This window comes from Scrofimicrobium sp. R131 (assembly GCF_040256745.1).
In the GTDB taxonomy this organism is placed as follows: Bacteria; Actinomycetota; Actinomycetes; order Actinomycetales; family Actinomycetaceae; genus Scrofimicrobium; species Scrofimicrobium appendicitidis.
On sequence record NZ_CP138335.1, the window covers coordinates 138,129 to 152,337 of the forward strand.

Annotated in this window: 11 protein-coding genes; 9 read left to right on the plus strand and 2 right to left on the minus strand. The window is 58.9% G+C overall.

The window, feature by feature from the left end:
- Positions 1-5: 5 nt before the first annotated feature.
- The gene (locus tag SAC06_RS00680) at positions 6-1,295 is read right to left on the minus strand and encodes a hypothetical protein (protein WP_350258304.1); all 1,290 of its coding nucleotides are present in this window, start codon (positions 1,293-1,295) and stop codon (positions 6-8) included.
- A gap of 339 nt (positions 1,296-1,634) precedes the next feature.
- On the opposite strand from SAC06_RS00680, the gene SAC06_RS00685 reads away from it, so the two are divergent.
- From SAC06_RS00685 to SAC06_RS00705, 5 genes are all read left to right on the plus strand, one after another.
- Positions 1,635-2,624, plus strand: a complete 990-nt coding sequence (locus tag SAC06_RS00685; RefSeq protein WP_350258305.1) for a LacI family DNA-binding transcriptional regulator — start codon at positions 1,635-1,637, stop codon at positions 2,622-2,624.
- Between the two features lie 84 nt (positions 2,625-2,708).
- A complete protein-coding gene (gene yicI / locus SAC06_RS00690) occupies positions 2,709-5,033 on the plus strand; it encodes an alpha-xylosidase (RefSeq protein ID WP_350258306.1) in 2,325 nt (774 codons plus the stop codon).
- Positions 5,034-5,118: 85 nt separating this feature from the next.
- Positions 5,119-6,393, plus strand: coding sequence for a sugar ABC transporter substrate-binding protein (locus SAC06_RS00695; protein ID WP_350258307.1), 1,275 nt, complete (start codon positions 5,119-5,121; stop codon positions 6,391-6,393).
- A gap of 5 nt (positions 6,394-6,398) precedes the next feature.
- A complete protein-coding gene (locus SAC06_RS00700) occupies positions 6,399-7,331 on the plus strand; it encodes a carbohydrate ABC transporter permease (protein ID WP_412766222.1) in 933 nt (310 codons plus the stop codon).
- Positions 7,331-8,212, plus strand: coding sequence for a carbohydrate ABC transporter permease (locus SAC06_RS00705; RefSeq protein ID WP_350258309.1), 882 nt, complete (start codon positions 7,331-7,333; stop codon positions 8,210-8,212). The genes SAC06_RS00700 and SAC06_RS00705 overlap by 1 nt, the downstream gene beginning before the upstream one ends.
- A gap of 93 nt (positions 8,213-8,305) precedes the next feature.
- On the opposite strand, the gene SAC06_RS00710 is transcribed toward SAC06_RS00705, so the two are convergent.
- Positions 8,306-8,632, minus strand: coding sequence for a TfoX/Sxy family protein (locus SAC06_RS00710; protein ID WP_350258310.1), 327 nt, complete (start codon positions 8,630-8,632; stop codon positions 8,306-8,308).
- Between the two features lie 584 nt (positions 8,633-9,216).
- Between SAC06_RS00710 and SAC06_RS00715 the strand changes: the two genes are divergently transcribed.
- The 4 genes from SAC06_RS00715 (at position 9,217) to SAC06_RS00730 (ending at position 14,152) form a co-directional block, all read left to right on the plus strand.
- Positions 9,217-10,533 (plus strand): ABC transporter substrate-binding protein, encoded by a 1,317-nt coding sequence (locus SAC06_RS00715; protein ID WP_350258311.1) that lies wholly within the window; start codon positions 9,217-9,219, stop codon positions 10,531-10,533.
- An 88-nt stretch (positions 10,534-10,621) separates the two neighbouring features.
- On the plus strand, positions 10,622-11,545 hold the full coding sequence (locus SAC06_RS00720) for a sugar ABC transporter permease (protein ID WP_350258312.1): 924 nt from the start codon (positions 10,622-10,624) through the stop codon (positions 11,543-11,545).
- Positions 11,546-11,657: 112 nt separating this feature from the next.
- Positions 11,658-12,455 carry a carbohydrate ABC transporter permease gene (locus SAC06_RS00725; protein WP_350259198.1) on the plus strand — a complete coding sequence of 266 codons (798 nt, stop codon included), beginning with the start codon at positions 11,658-11,660 and terminating at the stop codon, positions 12,453-12,455.
- 506 nt (positions 12,456-12,961) lie between these two features.
- Positions 12,962-14,152: an IS1249 family transposase gene (locus tag SAC06_RS00730; protein ID WP_350257758.1), complete on the plus strand. Its 1,191-nt coding sequence runs from the start codon at positions 12,962-12,964 to the stop codon at positions 14,150-14,152.
- The last annotated feature ends 57 nt before the right edge of the window (positions 14,153-14,209 follow it).

Below are 14,209 nucleotides of genomic sequence, written 5' to 3' on the forward strand. Positions count from 1 at the left end.
TGTTGCTAGTGAGATTGACGGTCGCTGTCAAGGGAAACGAGTTCCAGTTCGCGCTGGTGGAGTCGCAGAGTCAGCGCAAATAGTACTACCAGGTGTACCACCATCCAGGTGAGGAAGAAATAGATTCGCGAGTCGACCAGGAGATTCCACCCGTGCCGATCAAAAGCTTCGACCAGGGTGGCCCAGCCGGAGTGCGAATCCAGGTCGATGTTGGTGGCGGTGGTGAAGGGATCCGGCACCTCCGGGTTGTGCGCCAGTACGTCAGTTCGATACTGGGCGGCGAGGTGGGCCGAGAGAGCCCCCGGCCGCAGGCCGAGCCAGCCCCCCAACGAAGCCAGGGTTCCAAACAGGACGGGTGGCAGTCCCACCCCGAGAATCAGGTTGTCCTCCCCACCCGAGAGGTCGGGGAGGGAAATGATCTCCCCCAGCAGGAAGCCGAAGATGGCTCCCGTGGCCGAGGTGTTCAGCAGTAGCTCCGGGGAGATGGCGTCCAGCAGCGGAGTGTCCAGGGAAGCAAACGGACCGCCCGGCAGGACAATCACCACCACTGGAATCAGGGCCCCGACGAAGACTCCGCCGGCCGCTCCCAACCCCGCCCAGGTCCCGACCGTGATGGCCGCCCGGGTGAAATCGAGTTGGCGGCCGTTGCCTCGCAGAATCTGCAGTAGGGTCGTCACGATCAGGGTTAACAGGTAGATGACCGTCCAGCAGCTGGCGATTAGCAGCGTGTAGTAGCCCAGGGTTCGGGAGGCGAAATCAGAGGCGGCCGATCCGCGAATGTTGAGCATGATCGCGAGAGCAATCAGGACAATGACCGTGGGGACGGCTACCACCGCCGCTGTCACGGCCATGGTGGCTGCAGTCCGGGAAGCCTCCTTGGTGTCCTCGTGCAGGTGTTCCGGGGCGGACAGGCTGCGCCAGCCCGGCAGGGTTAGTCGAACCAGGTAGGCGATTCGTTCACGCAGGGGCACCCGCGCCAGGCTGGGCCAGGTGGGAGCCGCGGCTCGGCGGCGCCAAATGAGGACAAAGATCCAGCCGAGCAATCCCAGGGCACTCAAGCCCAGGGCCAGCCAGGTGAGCAGCAGGGAAGCGCGAGCCAGGGTCGAGGTGACGGGATCCGCCTCGTAAAAGTAGAAGAAGGCCGCCAGGAAGAGGGAGCCGACGGTAAACGAGCCCAAAGCCCAGACGACCGAGCGCACGCGTCGTCCCTGACGGGGGTCACGCGTCGCCACCAGCACCGACTGCAAGCTGATGCCGTAGCTCAGGAGGAGGCCCAGTAGGCTCAGGATTACCACGGAGTCATTATGGCAGGTGGGGTGTGGTTCGGCAGCGGGGCGCGGATGGGAGTGTGTTCGGATAATGGACAGAATCGCCTGCGATGTGGCCCTGGGAAAACTCTGGACCTAACTGGACCAATCTGAGACTGGTGTTCCGAGAAATCCTTGTAATTGAGCGGATTGGCTCGGGGGTGACCCCAAGATCATAAACCTGCCCACCCGCTAGGCTGTGATGCACGATATAGTTTCGAAATAAAACTGTTGCTTGACGGCACCTCTCAACCTGGCTATCGTCAACTGTATCGAACCGGTTCGACAGAGACGACGAAGAAGGACGAGATGGCAACTATCGGCGATGTGGCAAAGCTTGCAGGGGTGAGTCGCTCGACCGTTTCCTATGTGATGAGCGGGAAGCGGCCTGTCTCATCTGAGGTGCGCCAGCGAGTTCAGGAAGTGATCAAAGAACTGGACTTCTCACCGTCAGCGGCCGGTCGGGCATTGGCCACCGCCACTACTGACACAATTGCGCTGCTTGCCCCCATGGTCGACAATGCGGCCCCGGAAGTGGCACTCCAGTTTGTCAACGGCGTGGTGCAGGCAGCTCGCCGACAAGGACAGGACGTGCTCCTGGCGACCGGGGACGAGGCTTTCCACAGCGTGGAACGCTTGGTCAAGGCAAACCAGGTAGATGGGTTCGTCGTCCTCGATGTGGAAGAACGGGACCCGCGAATCCAAGCTCTCCGGAAAGCCAACTTTCCGGCGGTCTTGGTGGGGATGCCTGAGGGTGTCAATGACTTTGATCGAGTGGATCTGGACTGGCGGGAAGTTGGGCTCATGCTGATTGGGAAGCTGGCCCAGGCTGGCCATCAGCACATCTGCTTGGTGGGCACACCCGCAGCGGGGCAGGACATGGACATGACGTACGTCAATCGGTTCAACGACGGTGTTCAGCGGGGCGCTCAGCTACATGGCTCCACCCTGGTGGCGGCGGATGCCTCTAACGACTTCCTGGCAACCACACGAAAGATTGAAGAGCTTTTGAGGAATCATCCGGAAGTGACCGCGTTCGTGGTTCGACACGAGGTGGCCGCTGCCCCACTTTTCAATGCGCTCAACGCGGCAGGCCTCTCCGTTCCGACGGACGTGTCTGTCTTAGGGGTGTCGCTCGACACCATGTCGCTGCATTCCCGGCCGATCTCCGGGGTGCTCAATCCATTCCGCGAAATCACCGGGGCCGCAGTTGACCTGTTGGCCCAACGACTGGAGGACCCTAGTCTGCGACCGCGGACCGTTCTCTTGCAGCCCGAGTATGACGACCGAGGAACACTTTCCTCACCCAAGCATTAGCTCAAACTAGCGCCCACCTGGAGGTGGGCATCAGGACGGCCATATGTCGAACCGGTTCGACAATCAATTTGACGAGGAGAAACCATGAAGTTCAGTGAGGGTTACTGGATCAAGAAAGCCGGCTACCAGGTTGAACACCCGCGGTTCATCCAGGGAGTTGACGCTTCCGCGACCGGCTTTCGGGCCTACGCCCTTACTCGGCGGTTCACCCATGCCGGGGATGAGCTGGATTCGCCTCTGCTAACTGTCAGTGTTGAGGCGATAGCTCCGGATATGGCCCGTGTTCGCCTCGAAAACTATCGGGGTGCCCGGCCCAAAGAGCCCAACTTTTCCTTGGCTGAGTTCCCGGTCGATCCAGAAGTTGAGGTTGGGGACCAAACTGGCTGGCTGCGAACCGGCAAGTTGGAGGTACGGATCAGCCCTGAGGATGGCTATCGACTCTCCTTTGGAGCTGAGGGGCGAGAGTTCACCTCATCAATTCTCAAAAGCTCGGGCATCGTCACGACCCCGGAAAAGCGGACTTTTCTTCACGAGCAGTTGACCTTGGCCGTGGGCGAAGTCGTCTACGGGCTGGGAGAGAGGTTCGGCCCGGTCGCCAAGAATGGGCAGACAGTGGATCTGTGGAACGACGATGGAGGCACGGCTACCGAACACGCCTACAAGAATGTGCCGTTCTACTTCACCAATGCCGGGTATGGCGTGTTTGTCGACGACCCCGGGCTGGTGTCGCTGGAGGTGGGTTCTGAGGTCAACTCCAGAGTTCAGTTTTCGGTCGAGGGGCAATCGCTCGAATACATCGTGATTTACGGTCCGACTCCGAAAGAGATTCTGGCCAAGTACACCGCCCTAACCGGACGACCCCCGCAGGTGCCTGCCTGGTCCTACGGGCTTTGGCTCTCAACTTCGTTCACCACCGATTATCGGGAAGAAACGGCGATCAGCTTCATCGATCAAATGGAAGAGAAGGGTCTGCCTCTGTCGGTGTTCCACTTTGACTGCTACTGGATGCGTCCTTCGCACTGGTGCGACTTCACTTGGGATCCAGCCAAGTTCCCCGATCCCGAACAGATGCTCCAGCGGTTCCATGACCGAGGGATCAAAGTCTGCGTCTGGATTAACCCCTATATCGGGCAGCGCTCTCATCTGTTCGAAGAGGGGAGAAAACGGGGCTACCTACTTAAGCGGGCAGATGGATCGGTTCGGCAGTGGGATCACTGGCAAAGCGGGATGGCCTGGGTAGATTTCACCAATCCTGAGGCGACCGCGTGGTGGAAGGAAGAGCTCAAGAAGCTGCTGCGGCAGGGAGTGGATTGCTTCAAGACCGATTTTGGTGAGCGAGTTCCCACCGACGTTGTCTGGGCCGACGGGTCGGATCCGGAACGGATGCACAACTACTACTCATACCTCTACAACCAGGCTGCCTACGAAGCGATCGCAGAAGAGCGTGGGGTTGAAGAAGCCATCGTGTTTGCCCGTGCGGCTACCGCCGGAGGGCAGCAGTTCCCGGTGCATTGGGGTGGTGATTCCGAACCGACATTCGTCTCGATGGCCGAAACCCTCCGCGGGGGCCTTTCTCTGGGAATGTCCGGCTTCGGGTACTGGAGCCACGACATGGGAGGGTTTGAGGGCACTCCTCGAGATGACGTATTCATTCGCTGGTTCCCCTTTGGAATGCTCTCCTCACATTCGCGCCTTCACGGTTCGCACTCCTACCGGGTGCCCTGGAATTACGGAGATACCGCGGTCCAGGTGGCTCGTCGCTTCATTCGTTTGAAGAATCGGCTGATGCCCTACATCATCCATCACGCCCGTGCCACCACCGAGTCTGGGACCCCGCTGATGCGGCACTTGATCTTCGAGTACCCCGAAGATCGCGGCTCGCTCCACGTGGACACCGAGTACCTGTTTGGTCCAGATCTGCTGGTTGCACCGGTGTTCAATTCGGAAGGAGAGGTTGATGTTTACCTCCCAACCGATGGGTGGACGGATCTCCTGACCGGTCTGAGGCTGGAACGATCCGGCTGGCATCGACAGCACCACGACCTCACTTCTCTGCCAGTACTGGTCCCGGATGGGTCGGTGATTCCCCTGGGAGCAGAGTCGGCTCGACCCGACTACGACTGGGATCAGAATGTCACCCTGCTGCTGTTCTACCCGGTCTCTGGTACGCGAGAGATCGCGCTTCCCACCGCCGACGGATCCGAAGTGACGGTCACTGTGTCCAGGGAAGGGCAAACGGTCACCGTTAGCACCGAAGTTCCGTTGGGCGACTGGCGGGTGAAGCTAATTGGGCATGAGGTGGAACGAGTTCTGATCGGCTCGGAATCGGCAGCGTCCGGAGAGCCGGACTTGGCACCTGGCCCCGAGTTCATCCCGGAAGGAGACCGTGTCAAATTCATCCTTCGCTGAAAAACAACGCCGCACACCAGCCGAGGCGAACATCGCGCCTCGGGATCACGAAGTAAGCAACACCCAAAAAATGAAATGAGGAATCATGAAACGCATCGGATTTAACGCAGGGGGGCGGGTAACCGCGATAGTGGGTTTGGCTGCCGCCCTTTCTCTCGGGTTGGCAGCATGTGGTGGAGGCGGGACCTCCGACTCTCAGTCGTCCCCAACCAGTGGGGGGAGCGACGGTGCTGCTGACGGGCAGGTCACCATCGAAGTTTGGGACTACCTCGGCCAAGGCGTCAGCCACACTGCCATGGAGGACGCTGTGGCGGCTTTCGAAGCAGCCAATCCCGATATCAAGGTTCACCGGACTTCCTTCGCCTATGCCGATTTGGCCAAGTCAATCGTTCAGGGCGGTGTTGGGGGCTCGGTCCCAGATGTCGCCATCGTGGACGTAGTCGACACACAGAACTTTGCCTCTTTGGGGCTGCTGAAAGATGTGAGCGCTGAGACGCAGGGGATGGAATCGGAGTTCTATGAGGGCCCCTGGTCCTCCACCCAGGTTGATGGCAAAACCTTTGGTCTGCCGCTCAACTCAAACAACCTGGCACTCTACTACGACAAGGCCGCCTTTGAGGAGGCAGGTGTCTCCGTTCCGTTGAACTGGGACGAGCTCCGCTCAACCGCCAAGGCCCTGACCACTTCTGACCGATTTGGGATTGCCATGTCGGGAGCCAAGAATGAACAGGGAACCTTCCAGTTCCTGCCCTTCCTGTGGCAGACCGGTGGCGACCTGGACACCTACGCCACTGATGGGGCAACTGCTCTTGGATTCATGCACGACCTGATCGACGATGGTTCGATGTCCTCCTCGGTGGCGAACTTTAGCCAGGAAGACGCCCGGACTCAGTTTGTGAACGGGCAGTCGGCCATGATGATCAACGGCCCCTGGGAACTGCAGAACCTGCAGGAATCTGACGTGGACTTCGGCGTCGCTCCGCTGCCCACGGGCAAAGTTGCGGCCACCGGGCTTGGTGGGGAAAACGTGGTGGTCTTTGACAAGGCAACGCAGCCAGAAGCTGCCGTCAAGTTCCTGACCTTCCTGACCGGGACCGACGGTGCCAAGATCTACTGTGACGGCTCTGGGCAGCTGTCCAGCCGGGTGGACCTCGAAGGTCAGCTGAAACTGTCCGCGGATCCCAACATGAAGGTGTTCGAAGACCAGCTGGGTGTGGCCCATGCTCGCGCCTACGGAGCCAAGTACAACGAGATCTCTGCGGCGGTGCAGGAATCACTGCAGAAGGTGCTGACCGGGGCGCAAGACCCGCAGACTGCCGCTGCGGATGCCGCCAAAGTGATTGAGCCGCTGCTTCCCTAACTCCCATGGAAACCGTGGCCAAAAAACGCCGACAGCGTCAGCCTCAGGCAGCCAATGCGTCCTCCAAGACGCGGCGCCTGGGGCTGGCCCTGGCGGCCCCCGCGCTCATCTACATCGCCATCTTCTTGGCCTTCCCTCTGCTGTACAACCTCTATCTGAGTGTCGCTGACGCCAGTGGAGCCAATCTAGTCTCCGGGAACCTGCATCTGAACGGAGTGGAGAATTACCGGGTAATCCTCCAAGACCCTGCATTTTGGCATTCGGCACTGCTGTCGCTGATCTTCACGGTCTCGTGCCTAGTGTTCCAGTACATCATTGGGTTCGCACTGGCCCTGTTTTTCCGCCGGCCATTTATGGGCAACGGGCCGATTCGGGCGCTGCTCTTGGTTGGATGGATCCTACCTCCCGTAGTCACCGCCACCGCGTTCCGGTGGATGTTTGATGCTGACTACGGAGTCCTCAACTACCTGATGCAGTCCATGGGACTGATTGACGAGCCCATCCGGTGGCTGTCGCAGGGCGCAACCGCCATGATTGCGGTGATTGTGGCCAACCTTTGGGTGGGGATTCCCTTCAATATGCTGCTGCTTTTGTCTGGACTGCACCTGATCGATGACACTCTGTATGAGGCAGCTTCGGTAGACGGCGCCTCACCCTGGCGTCAGTTCTGGTCGATCACCTTCCCGCTGATGCGTCCGGTCACCGTCTCTGTGGTGCTGCTAGGCGTGATCAACACCTACAAGGTATTTGACTTGATCTACGTGATGACCAAAGGCGGTCCGGTCGATGCCACCACAACTCTGCCGATCTACACCTACCTGAGGACCTTCAGTTTCTTCGAGTTTGGTCAGGGATCAGCAGCCTCTGTCCTGACGCTGATTCTGCCAATCACGCTGTCGTACTTCTATGTCAAGAGTCTGAACGAGGAGGAACGGTGATGGCAACTGCACTGGAGACACCGGCCGAACTCAGCCCGGCGGCAAATGCTAATCGCCATGGCTGGCAGAGGTGGGGTAAACCTGCCATTGCCTGGCTGATCGCGGCGATCTATCTGTTCCCCGTCTACTGGATGGTGAACACCTCCCTGAAGTCGAGTCGGGACATGTTCGCGGCTCCGCCGCAGCTTTATCCACACGACCCGCAGGTAAAGGCCTACCAGACGGTCTTTTCCCCCACCTATGGAATCCCGCAGGCATTCCTGAACAGCCTAATCATTGCAACCTCAGTCTTGATCCTGACGCTGCTGATCGCTATTCCAGCCTCCTATGCGGTGGCACGCCTGCGCGGACGGGTCACGACTTCAATGATGATCATGCTGACTGTGGTTCAACTGCTGCCAGCCATCACCATCTCGGTTCCGCTGTTTGTTATGTTCCGACACCTGGGTTTGATCAACTCATACGTGTCAATCATCTTGGCTGATATCTCGGCAACTTTGCCGTTTGCGGTGATCCTGCTTCGTCCCTACTTCAAACTGTTCCCCTATGAAGTGGAAGAGGCAGCGCGACTGGACGGTCTAGGAACTATTGGGACCATTACCAGGATCGTCCTGCCCACCATTCGACCCGGCATCGTCATGATCGGTTCGTTTGCTTTCCTGATGGCCTGGGGTGAGTTTACCTTCGCCCTGACGCTGACTACCGAGCAGACAATCCAGCCGCTGACCGTGGCACTGAACCGGATCATGGGGCAGTACGGCACCGCCTGGAATGATCTGATGGCCACAGCTGTCATCATTGCCGCTCCGGTGTTGCTGCTGTTTATCTTCATGCAGCGTCACATTGTGGCGGGCCTGGCTGGGGGAGCCACCAAGGGCTAACCACACCGACACCCTGATGGGCTTGGGTCGTTTCCAGAGGTTTCGGGAGGCGGCCCCGGCACCATCGGGGTGTTTGCTGCCCCATCAGCCAGGCTAGCTGGAGGCAAGTTTCTTTCGGCGTTTAGGTGTGGAGATGTCCGGCAGCATGTCTTGAACGAGTTCCCCGAGCAGGCTGCGGTCCTCGGTTTCGACCAGGAGCATCGGCGTGCCCCCCGGATAGGGTTCGGTCAAGACGGCATCAGGCAGTCCGGCGGAGCTTGCGGCGGTCTGCTTGAGCAGGAACCGGTCGTCGTAAACCCCGCCGAAGACTTTTCCTTCGGAGTAGAGCACGTACTCGCCCATCATCTTCCGGAACTGGAGGTCGGGGACCTCGGCCAACAGGTCCAGGACAAAATCCAAGTACTCGCGTGTCGAGCCCATTTTGCCTCCGCTTCTTCGAGTTGGCTCCCGCCGCAGATGGAGCAATGGTCGCTGCCCCCATCCTAATCCAGTTGAAAGTTGCATCGTAGAAAACGCGATCTCTGCCGGGAAACTGGCCCTGAGTGCCGACATTGGTTGCGAGCCGGCAGGACCGGTCCTATCATTAAGGTTTGGCAACAATTGGTATTTGTTTATCATAGAGTCAATCGGTGCAATCGGAAGTTGCGAAAATGAGACCGGTTCTGGACTGTGCTACGGTGAGAAACGGTTTCTAGCCGCCAAGCCTTGCGCAGAAAGCCGTGAGAAACACGCGTCCACCTGCGAATATCGGCGGCAGGATGGGCGAAATCCTGCAGAAGTTGAGGTGCTGAGCGAGAAACAATGAGGCTCGGAGCGACGGTGTGGAGCGGCATTGTTTTCCTCATTTCTTTCGTTAAGGTTGCGAGAACGTAACATAAACAGTTTTTTCGTCTTCGACTGTGTACCGATCGAAAATCGCGCGCTAGCATGGGGCTGTGCCCGGCCGTCGGGCGTGCCGTCCTTAGGCGGCTAAGCAGAACAAAGCAGTTTTGTGAGGAGTACTAATGAAACGGACTGGAGCAGTAGCAGGACTCATAGCTCTGAGCTTGATCCTCGGCGCGTGCAGCAGTGGCGGTGGTGGAGGTTCCTCCGATCAGCCCAGCGGCGATCAAAGCGGCGAAAAAGCGGCCGCTGGTGGCGAGGTCTCTGTCGTTACCTGGTGGGAGGCCGGCTCGGAAAAGAAGGGCCTGGAGGCCCTGGTCGAGGTGTTCAATACCCAGCATCCCGAGTTCACCTTTAAGAACGCTGCCGTGGCTGGTGGCGGTGGATCGCAGGCCAAGCAAAAGTTGGCAGCGGACCTGGCAGCCAAGAACCCGCCGGACACCTTCCAGGCTCACGCCGGGGCTGAGCTGACCGACTACATCGACGCCATGCAGATTGAGGATGTCTCGGCACTGTATGACGAGTTTGATTTGACCAACGCCTTCCCCAAGACCTTGATCGATCGCCTGACGGTCGATGGTAAGATCTACTCGGTACCGTCGAACATTCACCGCGCCAACGTGGTGTGGGCCAACACGGCAGTGCTGGAGGAAGCTGGGATTGATCCCAGCGCAGTGCCTGCTGACATCGATGCTTGGATCGCCGACATGGAGAAGGTTAAGGCTGCGGGCAAGACCCCGATTACTGTCGGGATGGCCTGGACTCAGCTGGAACTGCTGGAGTCCATTTTGATCTCGGATCTCGGGGCTGACGCCTACAACGGCCTGTTCAACGGGGAGACCGCGTGGGATGGACCGGAAGTGACCAAGGCGCTGGAACACTTTGACAAGATCATTCAGCTGACCGACAAGTCCTTCTTGAATGAAGACTGGGAGCCGGCCATGACCCCCATCATCGAAGGAAATGCTGCCTACAACGTGATGGGTGACTGGGCGGTAGCCGCTTTCGATACCGCGGGCAAGAAGTACAAGGAAGACTATGTTGCGTTCCCGGTTCCGGGCTCCGATGGCATCTTCGACTTCCTGGCTGACTCCTTCACCCTGCCGGTGGGAGCCAAGAATGTGGATGGGGCCAAGGCTTGGCTGCAGACCATTTCCAGCAAGGAAGGTCAGATTGCCTTCAACACCATCAAGGGGTCGATCCCGGCTCGTTCGGATCTGAGCGAGGACGAACTGGCACAGTTCGGCGAGTACCAGCAGGACGCGATGAAGTCCTTCGCAGAGGACACGATCGTCTCGTCCATCGCCCACGGGGCGGCGGCACCGGTGGGTGTCTCTGACAAGATGAACGATGCGGTAGCCAAGTTCGTCCAGGGTGCCTCCGACGTGGCTGGCCTCCAGCAGGAGCTGGCTCAGGCTGCGGCGCCGATGAGCAAGTAGCGGCTCAACCCCATCCTTTCAACTCACAACCCGGTGTGGGTGGCGAAGCTTCATTAGCCTCGCCACCCACACCTTGGAAGGACCACACATGGCGACCAAAGCACGGCGAATTCGCCGAACCTCGTGGCGCAAGATCGGACCTCCCCTCCTGCTGATCTCACCTTCGGTGATCCTGGTGGGGGTTTTTGTCTACGGTCTGATTGCAGCCAACACTGTTACCTCCCTGCGCGATGCGCACACGGTGGCTCAATACAACGGAGTTCGAGAGACCACCTTCGTTGGATTTGAAAACTACGCCTATCTATTTGGCAATGCGGACTTCCAACACTCGCTGCTGAACCTGCTGCTCTTCACCGTCACCTTCCTGGTTGGCACCCTGGTCCTGGGCTTCATTTGGGCTTGGATCCTGGAACGACCGATCAAAGGAGAGGGCTTCTTCCGTGCAATCTTCCTGTTCCCGATGGCAGTTTCATTCATTGCCTCCGGCGTGGTCTGGAAGTGGCTCCTGAACTCGGGGGTCGGCGACGACGCGAAGGGCCTCAACCGCCTCTTCCAGATGTTGGGCCTGGACTTCCTGCAAAACTCGTGGACCAGCAACCTCACTTTCGGGGTAGTGGCCGTGGCAATTCCCGCCATTTGGCAGCTTTCCGGTTACGTGATGGCGCTGTTCCTGGCGGGGTTCCGCGGAATCCCGGACGAACTGAGGGAAGCGGGTCGGGTCGACGGCGCGAGCGAATGGCAACTGTACCGGCACATCATATTCCCGCAGCTCTCGGCGGTGGCACTGTCCGCCGTCATCATCATTGGGCATATGGCGATGAAGTCGTTCGACCTGATCATGGCGGTTACCGACCAGCGCACCTACTCAACCAAAGTTCCGGCTATCGACATGTACAACTTCATGACCTCCGGTGACTACTCCAACGCTGCGGCCGTCGGAACCATCCTCCTGGTGATCGTGGCGGTGCTGGTTGTGCCATACCTGATCCACGATGCGAAGCAGAGGCGATGAGATGACGACTGTGGCGGCAACTGAAGTCTTCCCCAACGCTCCCATTGGAGAGGGAAACAAGCAGAATAAACAGAAGCTAGATCGTTCCGGGACTACTCCGCGTGCGACCGCGATTCGCTACCTGCTGCTGATCGTCTCCATGGCGATCGTCCTGATTCCCGTATACGTCCTGATTGTCACCTCGTTCAAGGGGTCGGGAGAGGCGGATCCGTCTCGAACCTGGTTCCTGCCGGAAGTCTGGGAAACGCAGAACTGGGCTCGGGCATGGGACGCCTTGGCGGCTCCACTAGGACGAACCTTCATGCTGGTCATCCCGTCATCGCTGATCTCAGCGATGCTCGGATCAATGAACGGGTTCGTGCTCTCTCGGTGGCGGTTCCCCGGGGCGAATGTCGTGTTCACGCTGATCCTGTTTGGGATGTTCATCCCCTATCAGGCCGTGATGATTCCGCTGATGAAGATGGTGCTGACCCTCGGTCTGCCTCAGGGGATTCCCACCCTGATCCTGGCCCACGTGGTGTACGGCATTCCGATTACCACGCTGATCTTCAGGAACTATTACGAATCGATTCCGCACGAGTTGATCGAGGCGTCCCGCGTCGATGGGGCGGGGATGCTCCGAACCTACTTCTCGGTGGTCCTGCCCATTTCGATTCCCAGCTTCGTCGTGGTGCTGATTTGGCAGTTCACCTCCGCGTGGAACGACTTCCTCTTCGCGCTGTTCCTGACCAACACCGAGACCGGGCCGGTGACGCTGTCACTGAACAACCTGGCCCACGGGTCGATCATGGCCGACTACGGGGCATCAATGTCGGGGGCGCTGATTGCCTCGGCACCAACCCTGATCGTGTACATCCTGCTCGGCAAGTACTTTGTTGGCGGCCTCATGGCCGGTTCCGTCAAGGGATAACTTCCGGGTCGAAGCATCGGTCGGGCCTACCCTCGCGGTGGGCCCGACCTTTTGGCGTCTAGCGGGCGGGGCAGCTGTGTTAGCGCACCCCGGGATGCCGCTCGGTGAAAGTGCGGGCCACCTAAGCAGGTGCCGCGTGTGCAGGTGAGGGATTGCTGGCAAAGGTTGCGAAGTGCTGGCAAAGGTTTGGGAGCAGGCTCGGTTTAGCCCTTGCGGGCATGGTTTTGCCAGCGTTTGCGTATGTTTGCCAGTCTCAGGTTCTGGCAAACGTATCCAAGTACTGGCAAAAGTGGCACGATTAGGCTCCAACCGACCCCTCAGCCCCAAGTTCGCCAGCGTTTGCATATGTTTACCGGGAGTCCGGCATAGAAGTGTGTTTTTATCTTGGATTTTCCGTTGTCTTGGTGCGGGAAAGTCTTGGTTTTTATGGTCTGGGAGCATAATGTCGGGCTGGTCCTTGACATCGCTGATTTGTGTGTTGGGTCCGGGGTTGATGGCCTGGAAACATGGGAAGACCAGCATCAACAAAGAAGTGCCAGGTCTGTGGTTGGCCTGGCCTGGTTCGTAACGGCACTACCAGTGCTGGTAGGCAACGCTGGCGTTGCTCCTCGTTGGGAGCTAGTACCACTAAGACGCGCCGTGACCAGATAGAACTATCCCAGTTCACACAGTTCATTTCTTGGGTGACAGGTCATGACACGCAATCCAGTATCGATGGCACTCAGACAGGCCGATCATTCAGGAAAAACATCGCCTGGTGCTGGAGGATACCTATCCCTGCCCCGCCCCTCACGGGTGAGGTTCACGAGCAGGTCTTCATTGATGGGACCTACCTGGCCTACGGCTGGTGCCTCCTAGTCGCTCGCAGCAACACCGGGCTCGTAGTTGCGTGGCAGTGGTGCCACAGCGAGAACAGCGCGGCCTACGGCAAGCTCCTGGCCCGCATCCCCCCTCCACTGGCCGTGACTACTGACGGGGCAGGAGGAGCATTGAAAGCCATCAAGGAACACTGGCCAGAAACCACCGTTCAACGGTGCTTGTTGCACGTACACCGCAACAACACCCGCGACCTGACCCAGAATCCGAAGACCATGGCAGGTAAGGCCCTCCTTGGCTTATCCAGAGCCCTCCTGAAGGTCACCAGCAAGACCGAGGCAGCCAAGTGGGCTACTCTTCTTGCTGCCTTCCACACCGAATACTCCGCATATTTGAAAGAACGCACCTACGCGCGTGACAACCCTTTAGAGGCTGCATCCCGGGGCAAGAAACCCACGGGCTGGTGGTACACCCACGAGCGAGACCGCCGCGTCTACCATCGACTCAACCGCCTTTACAAGGCTGGCGATCTCTTCGCCTACCTCACCACCGCCAAACAGGCACTAGAACGCACGACGAACCCTGTGGAATCCGTGAACCACCAAGTCAAGAGGGTCATCAAACACCACCCAGGCTTATCTGAAGACCACCTGACCTGCGGGATCGAACGGGTCCTGCATTCCTACACCCACAACCCTGACACCCCCAAGCAAATCTTGAAAGCCTGGCATGCTGCCGGTGAACCCACCCGAAGGCTCATCCCCAAAAAACCCCGCACGACCACACGCCTAGGACCCAAGCAACACGACACCGGCCTCAGCAGCGAAGAAGGCCTCTACACCAGAAAAGGCTGGGCCGGACGACCACTAAACAACCCATGACCAACACGCCCGAGTAAAAACACACATCCATGCCGGTATCCCTGTTTACCGACGTTC

What these genes read in the sequence shown, in the direction of transcription:
- yicI (WP_350258306.1), top strand. Translation starts at nt 2,709, where the DNA reads ATGAAGTTCAGTGAGGGTTACTGGATCAAGAAAGCCGGCTACCAGGTT.
- SAC06_RS00695 (WP_350258307.1), top strand. Translation starts at nt 5,119, where the DNA reads ATGAAACGCATCGGATTTAACGCAGGGGGGCGGGTAACCGCGATAGTG.
- SAC06_RS00700 (WP_412766222.1), top strand. Translation starts at nt 6,399, where the DNA reads ATGGAAACCGTGGCCAAAAAACGCCGACAGCGTCAGCCTCAGGCAGCC.
- SAC06_RS00705 (WP_350258309.1), top strand. Translation starts at nt 7,331, where the DNA reads ATGGCAACTGCACTGGAGACACCGGCCGAACTCAGCCCGGCGGCAAAT.
- SAC06_RS00710 (WP_350258310.1), bottom strand. Translation starts at nt 8,632, where the DNA reads ATGGGCTCGACACGCGAGTACTTGGATTTTGTCCTGGACCTGTTGGCC.
- SAC06_RS00715 (WP_350258311.1), top strand. Translation starts at nt 9,217, where the DNA reads ATGAAACGGACTGGAGCAGTAGCAGGACTCATAGCTCTGAGCTTGATC.
- SAC06_RS00720 (WP_350258312.1), top strand. Translation starts at nt 10,622, where the DNA reads ATGGCGACCAAAGCACGGCGAATTCGCCGAACCTCGTGGCGCAAGATC.
- SAC06_RS00730 (WP_350257758.1), top strand. Translation starts at nt 12,962, where the DNA reads ATGGGAAGACCAGCATCAACAAAGAAGTGCCAGGTCTGTGGTTGGCCT.